The following is a 21,580-nucleotide window of genomic DNA, read 5'->3' as shown; positions in this document are numbered from 1 at the left end:
AGGTCTCCTGAAGCGCCCGGATCATTGCGGCCGAATGCCCGCGGCCTTGATGGTGCCGGCCCGGCGATGTTCATCGCCGGTTCTCGACGATCACCGATTGCCTGAACGCGAGCGACAACTGCTTTTGCAGAAGGCGCGCCATGATGTCCGCGCCGCCACTTCTTCACAGCATCTCTCCTCGAGTGAATGCTCAGTGATGGTCCGCATGTGCGAGCGGCGGTTCGCGGCCGTTGTCGCGCGGCGCGTCGTTCATCGCCGGGACCTGCGGCGGGACGCTCTTCATGCTCTCGCGCTTGCGCAGCGCCGCGCGCACGGCAAAGAACCCTTGCAGCAGGATCAGCAGCGCGCACGCAGCCATGAAGCACGCGCTGATCGGCCGTACCACGAACACCGTCAGATCCCCGTGCGACAGCAGCAGCGCGCGGCGAAAGTTTTCCTCGACCATCGGTCCGAGCACATAGCCGAGCAGGATCGGCGCAACGGGGAAATCGAGCGCGACGAATACCGCGCCGATCAGGCCGAACACGAGCACTTCGCTCACTTCGAACAGGCTGTTGTTGGTGCTGTACACGCCCACCGCGATGAAGAACAGCGCCGCCGGGAAGAGAAAGCGGTAGGGCACCTGGAGCACCTTCACCCAGATCTGGATCAGCGGTACGTTGAGCAGCACGAGCAGCACGTTGCCCACCCAGAAGCTCGCGATCAAGCCCCAGAAGATATCCGCGTGCTGGCTGATCAGTTGCGGGCCGGGCTGGATGCCCTGGATCAAAAGCGCGCCGAGAATCAGCGCCATCACCGGATCGCCGGGGATACCGAGACTCATCGTCGGAATGAAGTCGACCTGTGTCTTCGAATGCGACGATGCCTCCGGCGAGGCCACGCCTTCCAGCGCGCCGTGGCCGAAGCGCTCGGGCTTGCGCGCAATCTTCTTCTCCAGCGCATAGGCGATGAACGTGGTGATGGTCGGCCCGGTGCCCGGCATCGCACCGAACAGCGTGCCCACCGACGTGCCGCGCACGATCGGCCAGAACGCCTGCCTGAGCTCCTTGAAGCTCGGCCGCATGTCGCGCAGGCTCACCTTCACGCCGCTGCCCACCGCGTGCATGCGGTTCACGTTGCGCAGAAACTCCGTCACGCCGAAGAGCCCGAGCGCGAGCGCGACGAGTTGCACGCCATCCGCCAGCTCGGCGAAGCCGAATGTGAAGCGCATCATGCCTGTGTTCACATCGGTGCCGACCACGCCCGCGAGCAGGCCGATGACCGTCATCGACACGCCCTTCAACGGCGAGCCGCTCGACATCGTGCCGCCCGCGATCAGCCCGAGCAGCATGATCGAGAACAGCTCGGCAGGACCGAACTTGAACGCGATCGACACCAGCAGCGGCGAAGCGAAGATCATCACGATGATGCCCACCGACGCCGCGAAGAACGACGCGATCATCGTGATGCCGAGCGCGGTGCCGCCCTTGCCTGCGCGCGTCATCGGATAGCCGTCGAGACAGGTGACCGCATGCGGTGGATGGCATGGCAGGTTCAGCAGAATTGCGCCGATCGCGCCGCCGTATTGCGAGCCGTAGAAGATCCCCGCGAGCATCAGGATCGCAGCGACGGGGTGCATCGTGTAGGTGAGCGGCAGAAGGATGGAGATCGCCGATAGCGGCCCCATGCCGGGCAGCACGCCGATGAGATTGCCCACCAGCACGCCGAAGAACGACCACATCAGGTTGTGCCATTCGAGCGCGACGCCAAAGCCCTGCCACAAATCAGCGAGAGAATGTCCGATCATGAGCGCCCCCACGTGAGCAGCGGAAACTGCAGTTGCAGCGCCCACCAGAACACGACCACCGAGATCAGCGTGATGACCGCCGCGAGCGCCAGCGCGCTCTTCCACGTGTTGTCGCGATCGCCGAACGCGGAAATGAAGGTGACGGCGAACGATGCCGGCAGCAGTCCGCCCCAATTGCCGAGCACGACGAACGCGACGATGCTCGCGACGATGCAGAACCAGCCCCGCCATTCGGGACCGCTGCTTTCGAGCGGCACGCCTTCATGCTGCGTCTTGCGCACCGACGGACGCTTCGCCGTGCCCGCGATGCTCATGCCGAGCAGGATCAGGATCACGCCGAGACAGGTCGGAAAGAATCCCGGGCCCATGTGCGTGAGGCTGCCGAAGCTGTAATTGAGGCCCTGCGCGACCGCGCCCGCGCCGATCAAACACATCAGCGCGCCTCCGTAGTAGTCGCGCCGGTATCCGCTCAGAAAGCTCTGGCGTCCGGCATCGGCCGTTGCTTGTCCGTCCATGTCAATCGTCTCCGTGTCTCCGTTGGATGCGCGCGCTTATTGTCAAATCGTTGCGCGTCGTTCCCGGTCGGCGAGCAGCATCGCGCAGAACGCACCGGCGGCGACGTTGCACGCCTCGACGACCCGCCCCCCTCGAGTGCCAATTTTGCTTTCATGCCGCTCATCCCGGTTTGCGTGCGCGTTACTTGAGGCCCTGCATCGCTTCCATCGCGTGCAGCGAGTACACATACGCGGCGCCCGCGTTCAATGCGATGGCCGTGCCACATGCATCGGAGACCTCGGCTTCGGTCGCCCCCGCCTGGATTGCGGCCGACACATGTGAGCTGATGCAGCCGTCGCAACGCGTCGTCACGGCCACGGCGATCGCGATCAGCTCGCGTGTCTTCGCATCGAGCGCGCCGTTCGAGCCCTGCGCCGCCGCAAGACCGCGATACGCTTCAAGCATCTTCGGGTTGCTGTTGCCAATGAGATTCGACGAACGCTTCAGGGTACCGAGCAGCTCAATCCAGTTGAGGAACATGGGTCTTCTCCTTTGAACAGTTGGCAAGTCCCTCGCAACGAGGCTCTTGTGAAAACCGTGCAACTGGAGAGGATGGTAGGGGTGCAGGATCGGAACAGCGAGCGTTCCATTTGGTTGAACCGCCGCGCTCGCGTGACAAGGTCTCAAGCGCCGGCGCCCTCGAATTCGGACACTGGATTCGGCTCGCGAGACGCGAAGAACGGCGTTGCGTCCGCGGTATCGTTCCAGTGATTCGTGACGCTCAGCAGCAACGCATGCGGCGACACGGTGCCCGACATCATGGAGAGCGTCTGTCCCGCTTCACGCACCTGCGCGATGAACGATTCGCGGCGCGGTCCTTCGACCCGCGCGGCAGGCCCTGAAATGCCGATCGCGCCGACGACCGTGCCCGCGTCGTCGAAGATGGGCGACGCGAGACCATTGATCCCAAGCCGCCATTCGCCGCCATTGCTCGCATAGCCTTGCGCGCGAATCTGCGCCATTTCGGCGAGAAAGGCCCGCGGATCGGTGATCGTGTTGACTGTCGCGGGCGGCAGATGCTCCGCGGTGCTCGCGAGCCAGCGTGGCCCGCGAAACGCCATCATCGCCTTGCCGGTCGCGACGCAATGTGCCGGCACGCGCCCGCCGATCTGGCTATACGCGCGCACCGGGTTGGCCGGGGCTTCGAGCTTGTGCACGTAGACCACTTCGCGCTGATCCAGTACCGAGAGATGCACGCTCTCTCCGGTCTCCTCGACGAGCGCATTCATCACGCCTTCCGCATGCCGGCGCAGATCGAAACCCGGCAGAGCCGCCGAGGCCACTTCCCACAGCTTGATGGATACGCGATAGCGCCCTGAACTGCTCTGCCCCACATAACGCTCCTCGACGAGCGCCTGCAGCAGACGATGCACGCCGCTCTTCGGCATTCCCACCGCGCCCGCCAGTTCGCTCACGCCCATTGGCTCGCCACGCCGCGCGAGCACTTCCAGCAGGCAGAGCCCCTTGATCAAGGTGTTGTTCATCGACGACCTCATCGGTTGCACGACACAACGCGGCGCAATTTGTCCCGCGGATTATGAGGGGCACGCCGCCATGAAACATTATGCAAAGCTCGGATAAAACTTCACTTCGAAATTCCGATAATAGATATTTGCTGAAAACTGGCCTATGCTGCGATCGAAAGTGCGCATGGGTCCAACGAAGGTTCGGCGGAGTGAAGAGATGAAGCTCGAAGACATCCATGCGTTCGTCGCGGTGGTGAGGAACGCGTCGATCACGGGGGCGGCGGAGGCGCTGCTCATGCACCAGCCTGCAATCACGCGGCGGGTGCAGAGCCTCGAGAAGGACCTGGGCGTGGTGCTGCTCGACCGCAACGTGAAGCCGAGCCGGCCCACGCCGATCGGCCGCCGCGTGTATGAGCTGTGCGTGAACGTCGTGCGCGATATCGAGCTGATCGATCAGTTCGTGCGTGAGGACGCTGCGCCCTCGGGGCGCCTGCGTGTCGGCGTCGCGGAAGTGCTGGCCGAACTGGCGCTGCTCGACGCGCTACCCGGGTTGCGGCTCGAATATCCGGACGTGCAGATCGAAGTCGCCTCGGGCTGGAGCACCGAGGTCATCAGACGGCTACATGAAAGCGAGGTCGATGCGGCGATCGCCGTGCTGCCCGAGAGCGCGCGTTTCGAAAGCGGCTTTTGCGCAGCGCCGATCCGTGCGCTGCCGATGGTCGTCGTTGCGCAGAAAGGCGCGGTTTTCGGACGGAAGCGGCTTGTCGAACTGCACGGCATGGAATGGATTCTCAACCCGGAAGGTTGCGGCTTTCGCGACATCCTGCGGCGTGCTTTCAGCGACCTGGGCTTGCCGTTCGCCGTCAAAGTCGCGACCTTCGGCACCGAGCAGAAGCTAGGTCTCGTCGCGCGCGGCGCGGGCCTGAGCTTCGTGCCTGAGCCCATGCTCGCGGCGAGCGCCTACGCGTCGCAACTACAGCGCGTCGAACTGGCGGATTTCCAGCCAACGCCGCACATCTGGCGCGTGCATCCCGACAACCTCGGGCGCCCGGCGGACTGCGTGCGGCGGTTCGGCGACATGATCATCGAAGAACTGGCGTCGCTGGACGCGTCAAGTCCGGCAAGGCTTCGATCACGCGCGCCACGCCGCGCCGTGCCCGAGCGGGAACCGGACAACGCGGGCTGATCCCGTCATCCGTTATCGATAAGGAAACCACAATGAGTATTGTGCGACTGCGCGATTTCGTCAGCGAACTCACCGATATCGTGCGCGACGGCGTGCATGAAACCATCATCCTCGATGCGCTGCGCGCGCCGATGTTGCGGCTGCTCGCACACGATGACTGGCTGCCGGACGCATTCGCCGCGCCGCATCCGGAGCACTATCAGCAGTACCTGCTGCATTGCGATCCGAAGCAGCGCTTTTGCGTCGTGAGTTTCGTGTGGGGTCCGGGGCAGAAGACGCCGATCCACGATCACACCGTATGGGGCATGATCGGCATGTTGCGCGGCGGCGAGGAATCGACTCGCTTCGAAACGCGCGGAGCCGACGTGCCGATGCTCGCCACGGAATCGTGCGTGCTCGATGTCGGCGATATCGATTGTGTGTCACCGACAGTCGGCGACGTGCATCGCGTTCGCAACGTGCATCACGATCGCGTGTCGATCAGCATTCACGTCTACGGCGCGAATATCGGACGCGTGCGGCGTCATGTGTACGACGAGGCGACGGGCAACGTGAAAGCGTTCGTGTCCGGATTCTCATCGAGCGTCGTACCGAACTTGTGGACGCTCGCCGACGAACCTGCATAACGTGCTCGCACGTCATCCGCGCTGCTGGCGAGATCAATGCACGCCCGGCACGCGCGAGTTGCCCTTTCAGATCGGCGAAGTCCGTGATATCGCAACGCGAAGCGCCCTTTTTGCGAGTCACGTGAATCCCATAATTCAGGACGATCGTTTCATTTCTACGATGCGCTCCGGCTCCCTCAGGGATTTCCCTCGATTATTTCGAAGTTTCTTGACCGGCTTCTCATGCGATGCGAGCATCCGCTAAACCATAATTTGAATCCATCATCCTATTTTATAGGATTCAAGAAATACGGAGACGCGATGAGCAGCGAGGCACAGAAACAGGCGAGCCCTACGAACGTCGCACGCGTCGTGAGCGGCAACTTCCTCGAGATGTACGACTTCATGGTCTATGGCTTTTACGCTTCGGCGATCGCGAAGGCCATGTTCCCGAGCCACGACGCGTTCATTTCGCTGATGCTCTCGCTCGCCACGTTCGGCATGGGCTTCCTGATGCGCCCGCTCGGCGCCATCGTGCTGGGCTCGTACATGGATCGCCACGGCAGGCGCGCGGGCCTCATCCTCACGCTGACGCTGATGTCCATCGGCGTCCTGATGATCGCGGTCACGCCGACGTACGCGAGCATCGGCGCGCTGGCGCCCGTGCTCGTCATCGTCGGACGATTGCTGCAAGGATTCTCGGCGGGCGCGGAATCGGGCGGCGTCTCGGTGTATCTGTCGGAGATCGCGCCGCCGGGACGACGCGGCTTCTACGTGTCCTGGCAGTCCGCGAGCCAGCAGGTTTCGGTGCTGCTAGCCGCCGTGCTCGGCGTCGGACTGCGCTTCACGCTGACCAATGAACAGATGGACGCGTGGGGCTGGCGCATTCCGTTCCTGCTCGGCTGCTCGATCGTGCCGGTGCTGTTCTGGATTCGCCGCTCGGTCACGGAATCGCATGTCTTCAGGGCGCAAAAGCCGCAGAGTACCCTCGAGATTTTCGGGTCGCTGGCGCGCAACTGGCGCATCATTCTGGGTGCGACGATGCTCGTCAGCCTGACCAGCATCATGTTCTATCTCATCACCGCATACACGCCGACCTTCGGCCGCACGGAACTCGGCCTGAAGCCGATCGACACGTTTTATGTGACCACGTGCGTCGCGCTCACGACCTTCGTGATGATTCCCGTGATGGCGGCGCTGTCCGACCGCATCGGGCGCAAGCCGCTGCTCCTTGGCGCATCGCTGACGATCGCGACCGTCGCGTGGCCCGCGATGACCTGGCTCGTGGCGGCGCCATCGTTCATGAGCCTTCTGCTCGTGGAAGTGGGGTTCGCGGTTCTGTACGCGTCGTATCAGGCGGCGCTCGTCGTCACGCTCACGGAAATCATTCCGGCCAACGTGCGCGGCACGGGCTTCTCGCTGGCCTACAGCCTCTCGCAGGCCGTGTTCGGCGGCTTCACGCCGGCCATCTGCACGATGCTGATCCACATGACGTCGAACAAGGCGATGCCCGGCGCGTGGCTCGTGATGGGCGCGTTGTTCGCGCTGTTCGCGACGCTCGTGATCGTGCGCGCCGACAAGCAGCCGGCGCGCGAAGCGTCCGCGGCGGTGGTTTCGTAAGTTGTATTTACTTCCGGTAACCCATCGCGCGCGAGATGTTCGCTGCCGCTTCCTGCACGGCCGGCACGAATTCCTTCATGCGCTTGAGGCTCAAACGCTCCAGCGGCCCCGATATGCCGATGGCGGCAACCACCTCGCCGAATGCATCGAAGATGGGTGCCGCGACGCCGCCCACGCTCTCACGCCATTCGCCGCGATTCATTGCGTAGCCATTGGCCGCCGCGCGCGCGAGTTCGACCTTGAGCGCCGGCAGATTCGTGATGGTCGCCTTCGTATGCGCTTCGAGGTGAGTCAGATTGCGCGTCAGATAGTCCTGGCTCCGATGTGCCAGAAGAATCTTGCCGGTCGCGACGCAATACGCGGGCGCATGACCGCCAAGCACGGAATACGCGCGCACGGGCTGCGCGCTGTCAATCTTGTCGACATAGACGACCGAGGCGCCATCGAGAATGGACAGATGCACCGACTCCTGCGTCAGATCGACGAGCGCGCGCATATGGCTCGCCGCGAACTGCCGCACATCGACGGTCGCCATCTGTTTGGCGCCCAACTCGAAAAGCTTGAAAGTACTCCGGTAGTTACCGGTGGCCTCGTCGCGCGTCGCGTAGCCCGCGTGCGCGAGCGTCTGCAAAGTCCGATGCGTATTGCTTTTCGTGAGCCCGACCTGTTCGGCCAGTACCGGGATCGTGACCGGCTTGCCGTTCTGGTCGGCGAGCGCCTCCAGCAACATCAGGCCCTTGAGCAACGTCTTGTCCATGATCCTGAAACTTGGGATTAAAAGCTCATTCTACATGGGCTAAACGACGGAAGGCTTGCCAATACGGGCTTTCGGAGACCTCCCCTGACTGCGCGACGCGCCGAGCGACAGCGCGGAATCGGTGTTTTCACCAAGATCATAATCCTATAATTTAGGACTTACGTTTCATTTTTTGGTTTACATGCATGCGGCAGCGCGTCACAATGATCTCAAGCGAGTGCGGGCGAACGCGCCGTCGCGTACCAACAGACTGCCGGAGGAATGGAATGAATCAGCCGCTTCAGGGAATCAGGGTCATCGAGTTCTGCAATGTCGCCGCGGGGCCGTATTGCGGCATGCTGCTCGCGGACATGGGCGCGGACGTCATCAAGGTCGAGCATCCCGAGGGGGGCGATACGCTGCGCGCATGGCCACCGATTACCGACGGCTATAGCGAGAACTTCGCTTCGCTCAATCGCAACAAGCGTTCGGTCACGCTCGACCTGAAAAGCCCCGATGACATCGAGCAGGCCAAGGCGCTCATCAACACCGCCGACGTCGTCATCGAGAACAATCGCCCTGGCGTGATGAATCGGCTCGGCCTCGGCTACGAAGCGATTCGCGCGATGAAGCCCGGCATCGTCTATTGCTCGATCTCCGCATACGGGCAAACGGGTCCGCGCTCGCAGGAAGGTGGCTTCGATCTGACCGTGCAGGCGATGAGCGGCATCATGAGCATCACGGGCGAGCCCGACGGCGCGCCGGTCAAATGCGGCGTGCCGCTCGCGGACTTCTCGGCGGGCCTTTATGCGGCGTTCTCGGTTGTATCCGCGCTGCGCGGCGTCGCGAAAACGGGCGAAGGCACGCATATCGATGTGCCGATGCTCGGCGCCACGCTTGCCATCGCGGCACTGCAGACCTCCGAATACTTCGGCACGGGACGCGATCCGCAGAAGCTCGGGTCTGCGCATCCACGCAACGCGCCTTATCAGGCATTCAAGGCACGCGACACGTACTTCGGCATGGCAGCGGGCAACAATGCGCTGTGGAAACTGGTGTGCAGCGTGGTCGGCCGTCCCGCGCTCGAAGGCGACGCGCGCTACACGACCACCACGCTGCGCGCGCAGCATCAGGTCGAACTGCGCGACACGCTCGAAACGATCTTCGCGAACCACGACGCCGAGCACTGGATCGCGCGCTTCCGTGAAGCCGGCGTGCCGTGCGCGCCGATCAATACGTATTCGCAAGTGCTCGCGGACACGCAGGTCGAGCATATGGAATGGGTGCAGCCGCTCGAATTGCCCAACGGCGTGCAGACAAGGACGTTCGCATCGCCCGTCAAGTTCTCGGGACGGACGCCTGAAATCCGCATGCGGCCGCCGGGTCTCGGCGAGCACAACGCCGAATTGCTGAAGAAGTGGGAGATCGAGGCGTGAGCGATATCATCATCGACAAGCATTCGACGCATTGGGCGATCACGCTCAATCGCCCGGACAAACTGAATGCGCTGTCCGCGAGTATCGTCGAAGCACTGATTCAGGCATTCGACGAAGCCGAAGCCGCGCACACGCCGCTCGTCACGCTTCAGGGCGAAGGCCGCTGCTTCAGCGCGGGCTTCGACATGAGCGGCGTCGACACGCAGAGCGAAGGCGATCTCGTGCTGCGCTTCATCCGCATCGAGACCCTGCTCAACAAGATCGCGAGTTCGTCATGCTTCACGGTGGCGCTCGCGCATGGCCGCAATTTCGGCGCGGGCGTCGATCTGATCGCCGCATGCAACCTGCGCGTCGCAGCGCCCGGTTCTACCTTCCGCATGCCCGGACTCAAGTTCGGGCTGGTGCTCGGTTCGGCGCGGTTTGCGCGCATCGTCGGCACGCACGAAGCGCGGCGCATACTGGAAACGGCCGCGACCTTCGACGTCGAACGTGCGAGCGCGAACGGTTTCATCGAGCGCATCGCAGGTCCGGAAGCGCACATCACGGTGATCGAGGAAGCGTTGGCGCGCGTGAACGCGCTGCCCGCGGCAAGCCGCGCCCTGCTGCACCGTGCGCTCGACACCGAACAGGCCGACGCGGACCTCGCCGCGCTCGTGCGCTCGGCTGCCGTGCCCGGCATTCACAAACGCATCGAGGCGTATCTGGCCTCGTCGAAAAAGACGCAGGAGACATCGACATGAGTTCGGGATTCGCCAGCAAGGACAAGGAACTCCCGCTCGCTGAGCTGGTGGCGCTCGTGCCGGACGGCGCGTCGCTCGGGCTGGGCGGCAGTTTCCTGCATCGTGGGCCGTTCGCATTCGTGCGCGAACTGATCCGTCAGGAAAAGCGCAACATCGAGATCATCAAGCAGTCGCCAGGTTACGACATCGATATTCTGTGCCGCGCGGGTGTCGCGTCGCGCGCGCGTTGCGGCATCGTCGCGATGGAAGGCAATTTCGGGCTCGCGCAGTGGTACAGGCGCGCGATCGAGAAAGGCCAGTTGGAGCTCGAGGAGCACGCGTGTGCGACGCTCACCGCCGGGTTGCGCGCGGCCGCGTTCGGCGTGCCCTTCATGCCGTGCGGCGGCGTGCACGGCAGCGAACTGGTGCGCGTCAACGACTGGAAAAGCATCGGCGATCCGTATGGCAGCGGCCAGCAAACCTATGTCATTCCCGCAATATCACCGGACTTCGCGGTGATTCACGCATCGAGCGTGGACCGGCTTGGCAACGTACGCATCTCGGGCACGTATCACTGGGACCGCATCATGAGCCGCGCATCGAAGAGCGTGCTCGTCGTCGCCGAGGAAGTGTCCGGCGAGAACTTCGCCGACCAGCCCGAACTCACCGTCGTGCCGTATTTCATGGTGCAAAACTACGCGATTGTAAAGAACGGTGCGTGGCCGGGCTCATGCTGGCCGTCGTATCCGATCGACTATCCCGCAGTCGAAGCGTATCTGGAGGACGGCGCGCAAGCACTCGCCCGCCATATCGATGCAGCCCCGGAAGCAAAAGCGGCGGAGGCACGTCAACATGGCTGAGAACTGGAGCGGTTTCTCATACATCGTCATCAATCTCGCGCGCTTCATCCGCCCGGACGAGATAACCTTCAGCGGCGTGAATTCGACACCGCCGATGCTCGCGTGTCTGCTCGCCAAGCGCGCGTACGACTGGGATTTCGTTTATATCAACGTTGCGGGCGGCGTCGATCCGTCGCCCTCTTCGATTCCGGTTTCCAGCTCCGATCCGCTGCTCGCCGAAGGTTCGGCATCGATCTTCGCCAACGAAGACTTCTACGATCTCTGCACGCGCGGCCGCATGGATCTGACCTTCCTCGGCGCGGCGCAGCTCGATGGCGAAGGCAACGCGAACAACTCGTGCATCGGCGACTGGTCGCATCCGAAAGTGCGTCTGCCCGGCGGCGGCGGCGGCGCGGTGATGCTTCCAACGGCGAAACGCGCCTGCACATGGCGCACGGAGCATTCGAAGCGAACGCTCGTCGACAAGCTCGACTTCGTCACGTCGTGGGGCGGCATGCATGGCGTCGTCACGCCGATCGCGGTGTTCGTGAAGCGCGACGGCAGGCTTGCGCTGCAATCGTGGCATCCGGAATCGAGCCTCGACGAAGTGCGCGAACGGACCGGATTTTCGTTCGACGCCACCGATGCCACGCCAACCGCCCTGCCCACCGCGCGCGAACGTGAGGCGCTCGCCGCGCTGGACCCGCAAGGGAGTTTCGAACGCGATGCAGCCATCCGACTCAGGTAACGAACGTGACGATATCCACCGCATTGCATCTCGACGCCCGTCCGGCGAGTCTCGCACAAGCCTTCGATCAGTACTGGCATGCGCGCGGCGTGCAGGACCTTCCCGCCCTGACCGATGGCGCAAGGACGCTGACATACGCGGAACTCGCTCGCGAGACGGGCGCCGTCGCGGCCAGTCTGTCGGGCCGCGATGTGCGCCCCGGCGATGTCGTCGCGATCATCATGTCGCGCTCGCTCGATGCCGTCGTGCTGCTGCTCGCCGCGATCCGCGCCGGATTGTGTCCTTGCGTGTTCGAACCCAGACTGGCGCCCGAGGAAGTCGGCGCGCGGCTGATCGAAACGCGCGCGCGTTTGCTCGTGCATGACGCGGAGCATGCTGCGTTCGTCGAATCGCTCCCGATTTCCGAAGACACCACGACGCTCGACTTCGCGCGCCTCACGGGGGCGTCGTATTTTCCGCCCGTCGATGTCGCGCCGGATTGTCCCGCGCTGCTGTTGTTCACATCGGGCAGCACCGGGCGGCCGAAAGTCGTGCAACTCACACAGGCCGCGCTTTTGAACAACGCGCTCGGCGTGCTCGAACATAGCGCGCTGTCGAGCAACGATTGCCTGCTGCATGTGATGCCGATCTATCACACCAACGGCGTCAACAATCAGTTGTTCGCGCCCTTGCTCGCCGGTTCGAAGATCGCGTTCTGCCCGCGTTTCCGTGCGGAAGACATGCCGGAACTTATGACGCGCTTTAAGCCGACCATCATTACCGGTGTTCCGACGATGTACTCGCGCATGCTCGCACAACACTTCGATTCAGCCGTGCTCGCCGGCTTGCGCATGGCGCGCTGCGGATCGGCGCCGATCACCGAAGCGCTGCATCGCGAAGTGGAAACGAAGCTCGGCTGTCCGCTGGTGATCTCGTATGGCTTGTCCGAAGCGACTTGCACGAGCACGCTGAATCCGCCGACGGCGCGTCGCATCGGCTCGGTCGGCAAGGTGCTGCCGGGACAGACGGTAGCCCTGCGCGCCGCCGACGGCACGATGAGCCACGCGCCCGACGTCGAAGGCGAAATCTGCATCGCGGGTCCGAACCTGATGACGGGTTATCTCGGTTCGGACGACGCCACCGCCCGCACCGTCGCCGATGGCTGGCTGCGCACCGGTGACCTCGGCCGCTTCGACGACGACGGCTATCTCTACGTGACGGGCCGCATCAAGGACGTGATCATTCGCGGTGGCGAGAATCTGTCGCCGTTGCTGATCGAGAGCGTGATCGTCGCGCAAGGCGATGTCGTTGCGTGCTGCGTGGTCGGACGCGCGGACAAGGATCTCGGCGAAGTGCCGGTTGCCTTTGTCGTGCCGAAAGACGCCGGCACGGCGAGCGCGGAGCAAGTGCAGGATGCCGTAAGGAAGCGTCTCGCGCGTATCTATGTGCCGCACAATGTGGTGTTCGTCGAATCGCTGCCGGAAACCGCAGTCGGCAAAGTCGATCGCAAAACGCTCGCGGCGCGTCTCGCCGACGGCTATTACGAAGAGAAGCCGGCGGTGAGCTGAAGCTGGCCGGCGCGAAACGAATGCCGGCGAACTTCCAGTTGCATCTCGAATACCTCGCACACCGCTGCGTCGCGAAACCCTCTCTCCCCTTCTCTCCCGTCTGGAACGGCGGCTCGCGAAAACAGGACCGTCCAATCGGATCGCTCCAGTCGATTCGATAAACAGGAGCCCGGATAAGCTTTCCGCTCAACGGAAAGTGCCCTGAAACCCGATTGCCGCTACCGAGCTGCCGGCATACGATGTTTTCCAGGCCCAACCGGGCGAAGGGCGCGGCGAACGAAGCGCGATGCATCTCAGGACGCGGCGAGGCCCGCCCCGTCAGCGAAACGCCAGCGCGCGATCGCTGCAGGCCGTGCCGTGCGACGCGTCGTCTGCGCAATCCCCGCGATGCCGGTCTCGACATCGTCGTCAACCTGACGACCGGCCCTGGCGCGAAGTCCATACCGTCGCTCGGCAATCCGAAAGTCGCGGCGCCCGGCTCGACCAGCGTCTCGCCAGCGTCTCGCCAGCGGAACGCGCCGCGCAGATCATCGAACTGCTGGGCGGTGACGTCGTCGCACCCGCCCAGGCGCGGGACATGCCCGTGCTGCGCGCGGCGGCCGTCAAGATTTCGGCGAATCTCAGGAAGTTGCCTTGAAGAACGCAGACGCATCGTGCGTCGCCCTTTCCGCCCTGCGGGCGCGCTGCCACGGCCTTGCGGAGCCTGCGGCGTTTTCAGCCGTGCGTCTTGCCCAAAGTGCCCACCGGCACCCCTTTCCGCTGTCGATTTCGATGGAGGGCGCGCATGCCGAGCCACAGCTGCACGGCGATCAGTGCCGCGCTGATGCCGATGAACACCGCGCTGATCGGATGCTGCACGAACACCAGCAGATCGCCGCGGGACAGCAGGAGCGCGCGGCGGAAGTTCTCCTCGACCATCGGTCCGAGCACGTATCCGAGCAGGATCGGCGCGACCGGAAACTTCAGCGATGCGAAGATCGCGCCGGCCACGCCGAACACGAGCACTTCGCCGATCTCGAACAGACTGTTGTTGGTGCTGTACACGCCGATCGCGATGAAAAAGAGCGCCGCCGGAAACAGGAAGCGGTAAGGCACGCGCAGCAGCCGCACCCACACGCCGATCAACGGCACGTTGAGCAGCACGAGCAGCACGTTGCCGATCCAGAAACTCGCGATCAATCCCCAGAACAGATCGGCATGTTCGGTGATGAGGCGCGGCCCCGGCTGGATGCCGTGGATCAGCAACGCGCCGAGAATCAGCGCCATCGTCGCATCGCCGGGAATGCCGAGGCTCATGGTCGGGATGAAATCCACCTGGGTCTTCGAATGCGACGCCGCCTCGGGACTCGCCACGCCTGCGATCTGCCCGGTGCCGAAGCGTTCGGGATGCTTCGACAGCTTGCGCTCGAGCGTGTATGCGATGAACGTCGTGATCGTCGGACCGGTGCCGGGCATTGCGCCGAACAGCGTGCCGATAAAGGTGCCGCGCAGCAGCGGAAAGAACGCTTCGCGCAGTTCCGCCCGGCTCGGCCGCATGTCGCGCAGCCGGATATGCGTCTTGCCGCCCACGACCTGGATGCGGTTCACGCTGCGCAGAAATTCCGCGACGCCGAAGATGCCGAGCGCAAGCGCAACCAGTTCCACCTTGTCGGACAGTTCGACGAACCCGAACGTGAAACGCGAGATGCCCGTGTTCACGTCGGTGCCGACCACGCCGGCCAGCAGGCCGACCGAGGTCATCGCCACGCCCTTGAGCGCGGAACCGCGGCTCATGGTGGCGCCCGCCAGCAGGCCGAGCAGCATGATCGAGAAAATTTCGGTCGGCCCGAACTTGAAGGCCATCGACACCAGCAGCGGCGACGCGAAGATCATCACGACGATGCCGAACGAGGCCGCGAAGAACGACGCGACCATCGTGATGCCGAGCGCCGAGCCGCCGCGTCCCTGCCTGGCGAGCGGATAGCCGTCCAGACAGGTGACCGCGTGCGGAGGATGACACGGCAGATTGAGCAGGATCGCGCCGATCGCGCCGCCGTACTGCGAGCCGTAGAAGATGCCCGCGAGCATCAGCACGGCGGGCACCGGGCCCATTGAATAGGTGAGCGGCAGAAGGATCGAGATGGCCGACAGCGCGCCCATGCCGGGCAACACGCCGATCAGGTTGCCGACCAGCACGCCGACGAACGACCACATCAGGTTATGGATTTCCAGCGCAACGCCGAAGCCCTGCCAGAGATCCGCGAGCGATTGTCCGATCATGGCGTCAACTCCACTGGAACAGCGGCAGTTGCACCTGCAGCGCCCACCAGAAGATCACCACCGCCACCGCGCACATGGCGAGCGCGAGCAGCAGCGCATCGCGCAGCGAATTCTTCCGGTCGCCCAGTGCGGCGATGAACACCGTGGCGAACGTGGCCGGCACCAGGCCGCCGTGATTGCCCAGCACGATGAACGCGAGAATGCCGAGCAGGATGCAGATCCAGCCGCGCCATTCCGCCCGCGGCTTCTCGTCGCGCGCGGCGACCGCAACCGTCGTGAAGGCGATGCCCAGTCCGGCGAGCGCCATGATGACGCCGACTGCAACGGGAAAGAAGCCCGGGCCCATTTCTCTCAGGCTGCCTATGTCGTAGCTCGAGCCCTTCAGGATCGCGCCGAGGCCGAGCAGGATCATCAGTCCGCCCGCGTAATAGTCGCGTCGTTGCGTCGACGCCGTTGCCTGCTGTTCGACCACGTCGATGTCTCCTTTCATGTCCAACTGCCCCGCCGCCGGCTTCTGCGAGCCGTGCGCGCGGGCGCGCGAGCGCGGCGTCGCGGCATGAGGTACCTCCACGCAGGACGTCCGCGGTTCATTGCGCCGCTTTCGGGCCGAACGGTCGAACTCACCGGTCCGATCGCGCCCGGCCCCGACCGGCTTTACGCCTGATCGAAGAACTTCATCGCGAGGCCGCCATGCGCCGCCGCCGCGCCCGCGCAGAGCGCCGCGGCCAGCAGGATCGCTTCGCTCATCTCTTCCTTCGAGACGCCTGCCGCCTTGCCTTTCTTCGCGTGCGATTCGATGCAGTACGGACAGCCGGTCGCGTGCGCCACGGCAATCGCGATCAGCTCGCGGTACTTCAGGGGAATCGCGCCGTTCTCGCGGCCGACGATGTTGTTCAGGTTCGACCAGGCCTTGAAGTCTTCCGGGGCGGCCTTCGCCATGTCCATGCGATGGACGGCGTCTTCCTTGTCGTAGTAGTGCGTCATGCGGTGTGTTCCTGTTGTCTGTCTCGGGTGGTGGGAACTGCCAGGTCGGGAATGCGATCGTCGCGTCACCGGCTGACCGCGATCACGAAGCCAGTTTATCTATTTTTTGAATTAAATTGCAATACGTTATTCCGATACTGGCTAATCTCTTGTCGATCCGCTATTGTTCGGATCACCCTGACCACCACTCCAATGCGCCGATGCACTCCGATTCCTTCCTCGATGCACTGCAGCAAATCGTTGGCCCGCAAGGCTTCGTGGCCGATGCCGCCGACCGCGAGCGCTTCGAGCGCGACTGGCGCGGCAACTTCCCGGGCGCGGCGCGCGCCGTCGTGCGACCGGCCAGCACCGACGAGGTCGCGGCCATCGTTCGCCTGTGCGCAAAGGAACGCGTGCCGGTGGTGCCGCAAGGCGGCAACACGGGGCTGGCGGGCGGCTCGTCGCCGGATGCATCGGGCCGCGAGGTGGTGTTGAGCCTCACGCGCATGAACCGCGTGCGCGGCGTGTCGCTCGCCGACGAGACCATCACGGTGGAGGCCGGCGTGATCCTGCAGCACGTGCAGGAAGAAGCCGCGCGCCACAACCGTCTGTTCCCGCTGTCGCTCGCCGCCGAAGGCAGTGCGACAATCGGCGGCAATCTGGCGAGCAACGCGGGCGGCGAACAGGTGCTGCGCTACGGCAATGCACGCGATCTCACGCTCGGACTGGAAGTGGTGCTGCCCGACGGACGCATCTGGAACGGCCTCTCGCCGCTGCGCAAGGACAACACCGGCTACGACCTCAAGCACCTGTTTGTCGGCAGCGAAGGCACGCTCGGCGTGATCACCGCGGCGTCGCTCAAGCTCTTTCCGAAACCGCGCCAGCAGTGCACCGCATGGCTCGGCCTCGACACGCCGCAACAGGCGATCGGCGTGCTGATGCTGCTGCGCGAAACGCTCGGCGATTGCGTCACGTCGTTCGAACTGGTCGGCCGCGCGACGCTCGATCAGGTGCTCGCGCATATCGATGGCACGCGCGCGCCGCTCGCCGAGGCGACGCCGTGGTCGGTGCTGGTGGAAGTGTCGGAGACGGCGCGCGACGCGCAACTCGACGCGCGCTTCGAAGCGGCGCTCGCCGACGCGCTGGAACGCGGCCTCGCACGCGATGCGGTGATCGCGCAGTCTTCCGAGCAGGCGCACGCGCTGTGGCACATCCGCGATCACGTACCGGAAGCACAGCGCCGCGACGGGCCGTCGATCAAGCACGACCTGTCGGTACCGATTTCGCGCATTCCCGAATTCATCGAAACGACCGGCGCGGCGCTGGAAGCGGCGTGCCCGGGCATCCGCGTGATCTGCTTCGGCCATGTGGGCGACGGCAACCTGCACTACAACCAGAGCAAGCCGGCCGCGCAGGGCGACGACGCATTCCGCGCACAGATTCCGCGCGTGCACGACATCGTGCACGAGCAGGTCGCGAAGATGCACGGCTCGATTTCCGCCGAACACGGCATCGGCCGCCTGAAGCAGGACGCGCTGATGCAGTACAAGAACCCGGTCGCGCTCGACCTGATGGCGCGCGTCAAGCACGCAATCGACCCCGGTAACCTGTTCAATCCCGGCCGGCTGTTGCCCGCCCACACACAAGATCAAGGAGACAAACGATGAGCGTATCCGTATTCGACATGATGGCGCTGCAACATCTGTGGAGCAGCGAGCCGTTGCGCGCGATCTTCTCCGAAGAGCAGCGCGTGCAGAAATGGCTCGACTTCGAAGCCGCGCTCGCGAAGGCGCAAGCCGGCCTCGGCATCATTCCGCAGGCCGCCGCGAATGCGATCGTCGAAAACGCGAAGGTCGAGAAGATCGACATCGAACAGATGGCGAGCGAAATCCGTCGCATCAAGCATTCGCTGGTGCCGCTGCTCAAGCAGTTGCAGCAGCATGCAGGCAAGGAAGGCGAATGGGTGCACTACGGCGCGACCACGCAGGACGTGCTGGACACCGGCATGATCCTGCAACTGAAGGATGCGCACGCGGTCTTCATGCAGGAGCTGCGCGGCATCGGTCGCGAGCTGGCGCGTCTTGCGAAAGCGCACCGCGATACGGTGATGGTGGGCCGCACGCACGGCGTGCAGGCGCTGCCGATCACCTTCGGCCACAAGTGCGCGATCTGGCTCGACGAAGTGTCGCGTCACTATCAGCGCATGCAGGAATGCGAGCCGCGCGTGTTCGTCGGCATGCTGGTGGGCGCGGTGGGCACGCAGGCCTCGCTCGGGCCGAAGGCGCGCGAAGTGGAAACGCGCACGCTCGAAGCGCTCGGCCTGCGCGTGCCGACCATCAGCTGGGCGCCGGCGCGCGACCGTGTGACCGAATATGCGAACCTGCTGGCGATCGTCGGCGCGACCATGTCGAAGATCGGCAACGAGCTGTTCAACATGCAGCGCAACGAATTCGCCGAAATCGAGGAAGCCTTCACCGATGGCAAACTCGCGTCGTCCACCATGCCGCACAAGCGCAATCCAACCTCGGCGGAGAATGTCGCGGGTCTCTCTCGCGCGCTGCGCTACAACGCTGCGATGATGATGGAAGCGATGGTGCAGGAGCACGAGCGCGACGGCATCGCGTGGAAAACCGAGTGGAAGGCGCTGCCGGAGTGCTGCCTGATCGCCGGGGCAATCCTGCAGCAGACCAACAAGCTGCTCGGCGGCATCCGCGTCGATTCCGCTGCGATGGCGCGCAATCTCGACACGATGCGCGGCTACCTGCTGACCGAGCGTGTGATGATCGAGCTCGGCGAGCGCGTGGGCAAGCAGACCGCGCATCACTGGCTCTATGAAGCGTCGATGCACGGCATCGCCAACAAGCTCGATTTCGGCGATGCGATGCGTGCACACGCGGGTCTTGCCGAAGTCCTGAATGAAGACGATATCGTGCGTCTCACCGATCCCGCCGGCTATCTCGGCGAAACGGGCGCCAGCATCGATCGCACGCTCGCCGCGCAACACGCGGCGGGCTGGATGAACGACTGACGCCTCACCCTTTTTTGCATGCCTGACCGTATGAAACTCGAAGACATCAACGCTTTTGTCGCAGTCGTCCGCTACGAGTCCGTGACCGGCGCCGCCGAAGCGCTCCTCACGCGCCAGCCGCTCATCAGCCGGCGCGTGCAGAGCCTCGAACGCGATCTGGGCGTCACGCTGCTCGACCGCCAGACCAAGCCGCCCCGCCCCACGCCGCTCGGCCGCCGCGTGTACGAACGGTGCGAGGCGGTGCTGCGCGAAGTGTCGTCGATCGAGGATCTGGTGCGTGCCGATCCGGCGCCGGGCGGCACGTTGCGCATCGGCGTGTCGGAGGTGATCGCCGAACTCGCGCTGCTCGACGCGATGCCGTCGATGATGGAGGAATACCCCGGCCTCGCGATCGAGATCGCGTCGGGCTGGAGCACCGAGATGATCGCGCGGCTCAAGGACGGCGAACTCGACGGCGCGATCGTCGTGCTGCCCAACGACACGCAGTTCGACGCAGGCCTCACGGCCGCGCGGCTGGACGAACTGCGCATGGTGGTGGTAGCGCGCAAGGGTACCGTGCCGGCGCACCGGCTGCATCTGTCGGATCTCGGCGGCATGGGCTGGGTGCTCAATCCGGAAGGCTGCGGCTTTCGCGAAGGCCTGCATGATGCATTCCGCGATCGCGGCATGTCGATGCAGGTGAACATCGGCACCTTCGGCACCGAGCAGAAACTCGGCCTCGTCGCGCATGGCGTAGGGCTCGGCTTCGTGCCGGACTGCATGCTGGCGGCGAGCGCCTATGTGGACGAACTGCAGCCGGTCGATCTCGACGATTTCTCGCCGCGTCCGTGCATCTGGCGCGTGCTGCCCGAGCGTGCCAAGGCGGCCGAGGCGCAGCTCGCCCGCTTTGGCGACGGCGTGCTGCATGCCCTGGAAAACATGGTCGCGAAGGCGCTGCCGTCGGCTGCGCGCCGGCGCGACGCGCGTGCGGCGGCGGGCGTGCAGACCTCCGGCGCATAAGGCAATAGCGTTGCCAGCCGCATCGCAGGGCATGCAACCTGTCGCGCCAAGCGGCACCAAGCAGCACCCGCACGATAACGACAGCCTGGATGGAGACACGAACGATGAAACTCACTCGCCTTATCGGCGCGCTCGGACTCGTCTGTCTGACGATGCTGCCGATCGCCGGCCGCGCCGACGACGCCTGGCCCACGCAGACGATCCGTCTCGTGGTCGGCTTTCCGCCGGGCGGCGGCGGCGACCTGTATGGCCGCGCGCTGGCCGCGGCGCTCGCGCCGATCCTGCATCAGACGGTGATCGTCGATAACCGGCCGGGTGCGGGCGGCATCATCGCCGCCGAAAGCGTCGCGCACGCGAAACCCGACGGCTACACGCTGCTGCTCGCGATGAGCGGCAATCTCGCGACCGCACCCGCCGTCCGCCGGCATCTCTCGTACAAGGTGCCCGACAGCTTCGCGCCGGTCGCGCTGGTGGCCGAGGCGCCGCAGGGGCTGATGGTGTCGGCGAAATCGAAGTACAAGACGGTGGCCGATTTCATCGCCGCGGCCAGGAGCGGCAAGCTGAGCTATGCGTCGACCGGCACCGGCTCGGCCGCACAGCTCGGCATGGAGATGTTCAAGCAGCGCGCGGGAATCGACGTGCTGCACGTGCCGTACAAGGGCTCGGGGCCGGCTATCAACGATCTGATCAGCGGCCGGGTGGATGCGTTCTTCGCGACCTACCCGCCGCTGATCGGCCAGATCAAGGGCGGCCAGCTGCGCCTGCTGGCGAGCACCGCACCCAAACGCAACGCGCAGATGCCCGATGTGCCGACCATGCAGGAAGCCGGCGTGAACATGACGCTCACGCAGTGGTACGGCCTCGCCGCGCCGGCCGGCACGCCGGCCGCGGTCGTCGCGAAACTCGAACAGGCCACCATGCAGGCGCTCGCCGCGCCCGCCATCAAACAGCTCTTCGATCGCGAAGGCGTCGTGCCCGGCACCCTGACCGGCGACGCGTTCTCGAAGTACATCGTCGAGGACATCGGGCGTTATCGCGACACCGTCGAGAAAGGCCATCTGCAACTGCTTCAGTGACATACATCGCAT

20 protein-coding genes are annotated in these 21,580 nt (G+C 64.5%); 12 read left to right on the top strand and 8 right to left on the bottom strand.

From position 1 onward, the window contains the following. Positions 1-190 precede the first annotated feature (190 nt). The 4 genes from BHE01S_RS25565 to BHE01S_RS25550 all read right to left on the bottom strand — a co-directional run bounded on the left by BHE01S_RS25565 (position 191) and on the right by BHE01S_RS25550 (position 3,825). Positions 191-1,786 (bottom strand): tripartite tricarboxylate transporter permease, encoded by a 1,596-nt coding sequence (locus tag BHE01S_RS25565; RefSeq protein ID WP_042268817.1) that lies wholly within the window; start codon positions 1,784-1,786, stop codon positions 191-193. Beyond that, positions 1,783-2,301: a tripartite tricarboxylate transporter TctB family protein gene (locus tag BHE01S_RS25560; RefSeq protein ID WP_042268816.1), complete on the bottom strand. Its 519-nt coding sequence runs from the start codon at positions 2,299-2,301 to the stop codon at positions 1,783-1,785. The genes BHE01S_RS25565 and BHE01S_RS25560 overlap by 4 nt, the downstream gene beginning before the upstream one ends. 181 nt (positions 2,302-2,482) lie before the next feature. Further along, the gene (locus BHE01S_RS25555; RefSeq protein WP_042268815.1) at positions 2,483-2,821 is read right to left on the bottom strand and encodes a carboxymuconolactone decarboxylase family protein; all 339 of its coding nucleotides are present in this window, start codon (positions 2,819-2,821) and stop codon (positions 2,483-2,485) included. 143 nt (positions 2,822-2,964) lie between these two features. Beyond that, positions 2,965-3,825, bottom strand: coding sequence for an IclR family transcriptional regulator (locus BHE01S_RS25550; RefSeq protein ID WP_063769106.1), 861 nt, complete (start codon positions 3,823-3,825; stop codon positions 2,965-2,967). Positions 3,826-4,024: 199 nt separating this feature from the next. On the opposite strand from BHE01S_RS25550, the gene BHE01S_RS25545 reads away from it, so the two are divergent. The 3 genes from BHE01S_RS25545 to tcuC all read left to right on the top strand — a co-directional run bounded on the left by BHE01S_RS25545 (position 4,025) and on the right by tcuC (position 7,218). Further along, positions 4,025-4,993 (top strand): LysR family transcriptional regulator, encoded by a 969-nt coding sequence (locus BHE01S_RS25545; protein WP_042268814.1) that lies wholly within the window; start codon positions 4,025-4,027, stop codon positions 4,991-4,993. A gap of 32 nt (positions 4,994-5,025) precedes the next feature. Continuing rightward, a complete protein-coding gene (locus BHE01S_RS25540; protein WP_042268813.1) occupies positions 5,026-5,619 on the top strand; it encodes a cysteine dioxygenase family protein in 594 nt (197 codons plus the stop codon). A 300-nt stretch (positions 5,620-5,919) separates the two neighbouring features. After that, positions 5,920-7,218, top strand: coding sequence for an MFS transporter (gene tcuC, locus BHE01S_RS25535; RefSeq protein ID WP_042268812.1), 1,299 nt, complete (start codon positions 5,920-5,922; stop codon positions 7,216-7,218). A 7-nt stretch (positions 7,219-7,225) separates the two neighbouring features. On the opposite strand, the gene BHE01S_RS25530 is transcribed toward tcuC, so the two are convergent. Continuing rightward, a complete protein-coding gene (locus tag BHE01S_RS25530) occupies positions 7,226-7,975 on the bottom strand; it encodes an IclR family transcriptional regulator (RefSeq protein ID WP_042268811.1) in 750 nt (249 codons plus the stop codon). Positions 7,976-8,241: 266 nt separating this feature from the next. Between BHE01S_RS25530 and BHE01S_RS25525 the strand changes: the two genes are divergently transcribed. The 5 genes from BHE01S_RS25525 to BHE01S_RS25505 are packed head-to-tail and all read left to right on the top strand — an operon-like array spanning position 8,242 to position 13,243. Further along, on the top strand, positions 8,242-9,390 hold the full coding sequence (locus tag BHE01S_RS25525; RefSeq protein ID WP_042268810.1) for a CaiB/BaiF CoA transferase family protein: 1,149 nt from the start codon (positions 8,242-8,244) through the stop codon (positions 9,388-9,390). Next, entirely contained in the window at positions 9,387-10,130 is a 744-nt protein-coding gene (locus tag BHE01S_RS25520; protein ID WP_042268809.1) for an enoyl-CoA hydratase/isomerase family protein, read from the top strand. The genes BHE01S_RS25525 and BHE01S_RS25520 overlap by 4 nt, the downstream gene beginning before the upstream one ends. Continuing rightward, complete coding sequence (locus BHE01S_RS25515; RefSeq protein WP_042268808.1) at positions 10,127-10,969, top strand: CoA transferase subunit A; 843 nt, start codon at positions 10,127-10,129, stop codon at positions 10,967-10,969. The genes BHE01S_RS25520 and BHE01S_RS25515 overlap by 4 nt, the downstream gene beginning before the upstream one ends. Next, positions 10,962-11,696, top strand: coding sequence for a CoA-transferase subunit beta (locus BHE01S_RS25510; RefSeq protein WP_042268807.1), 735 nt, complete (start codon positions 10,962-10,964; stop codon positions 11,694-11,696). The genes BHE01S_RS25515 and BHE01S_RS25510 overlap by 8 nt, the downstream gene beginning before the upstream one ends. 5 nt (positions 11,697-11,701) lie before the next feature. Then, on the top strand, positions 11,702-13,243 hold the full coding sequence (locus BHE01S_RS25505) for a class I adenylate-forming enzyme family protein (protein ID WP_245639859.1): 1,542 nt from the start codon (positions 11,702-11,704) through the stop codon (positions 13,241-13,243). 714 nt (positions 13,244-13,957) lie between these two features. On the opposite strand, the gene BHE01S_RS25500 is transcribed toward BHE01S_RS25505, so the two are convergent. The 3 genes from BHE01S_RS25500 to BHE01S_RS25490 all read right to left on the bottom strand — a co-directional run bounded on the left by BHE01S_RS25500 (position 13,958) and on the right by BHE01S_RS25490 (position 16,486). Next, a complete protein-coding gene (locus BHE01S_RS25500) occupies positions 13,958-15,502 on the bottom strand; it encodes a tripartite tricarboxylate transporter permease (protein WP_042268806.1) in 1,545 nt (514 codons plus the stop codon). Positions 15,503-15,506: 4 nt separating this feature from the next. Next, a complete protein-coding gene (locus tag BHE01S_RS25495) occupies positions 15,507-15,992 on the bottom strand; it encodes a tripartite tricarboxylate transporter TctB family protein (RefSeq protein ID WP_321895097.1) in 486 nt (161 codons plus the stop codon). Positions 15,993-16,156: 164 nt separating this feature from the next. Then, positions 16,157-16,486: a carboxymuconolactone decarboxylase family protein gene (locus BHE01S_RS25490; RefSeq protein WP_042268805.1), complete on the bottom strand. Its 330-nt coding sequence runs from the start codon at positions 16,484-16,486 to the stop codon at positions 16,157-16,159. A 200-nt stretch (positions 16,487-16,686) separates the two neighbouring features. Here BHE01S_RS25490 and BHE01S_RS25485 point away from each other — a divergent pair, with 200 nt between their 5' ends. From BHE01S_RS25485 to BHE01S_RS25470, 4 genes are all read left to right on the top strand, one after another. Then, positions 16,687-18,132 carry an FAD-binding oxidoreductase gene (locus tag BHE01S_RS25485; RefSeq protein ID WP_042268804.1) on the top strand — a complete coding sequence of 482 codons (1,446 nt, stop codon included), beginning with the start codon at positions 16,687-16,689 and terminating at the stop codon, positions 18,130-18,132. Then, a complete protein-coding gene (purB, locus tag BHE01S_RS25480; RefSeq protein ID WP_042268803.1) occupies positions 18,129-19,493 on the top strand; it encodes an adenylosuccinate lyase in 1,365 nt (454 codons plus the stop codon). The genes BHE01S_RS25485 and purB overlap by 4 nt, the downstream gene beginning before the upstream one ends. A 30-nt stretch (positions 19,494-19,523) precedes the next feature. After that, the gene (locus BHE01S_RS25475; RefSeq protein WP_052406101.1) at positions 19,524-20,492 is read left to right on the top strand and encodes a LysR family transcriptional regulator; all 969 of its coding nucleotides are present in this window, start codon (positions 19,524-19,526) and stop codon (positions 20,490-20,492) included. Positions 20,493-20,596: 104 nt separating this feature from the next. After that, positions 20,597-21,568, top strand: a complete 972-nt coding sequence (locus BHE01S_RS25470; RefSeq protein WP_042268802.1) for a Bug family tripartite tricarboxylate transporter substrate binding protein — start codon at positions 20,597-20,599, stop codon at positions 21,566-21,568. Positions 21,569-21,580: the final 12 nt, after the last annotated feature.

Source organism: Paraburkholderia heleia NBRC 101817, assembly GCF_000739775.1.
Classification (GTDB): domain Bacteria; phylum Pseudomonadota; class Gammaproteobacteria; order Burkholderiales; family Burkholderiaceae; genus Paraburkholderia; species Paraburkholderia heleia.
This window is presented reverse-complemented; position numbering and strand designations above follow the sequence as displayed.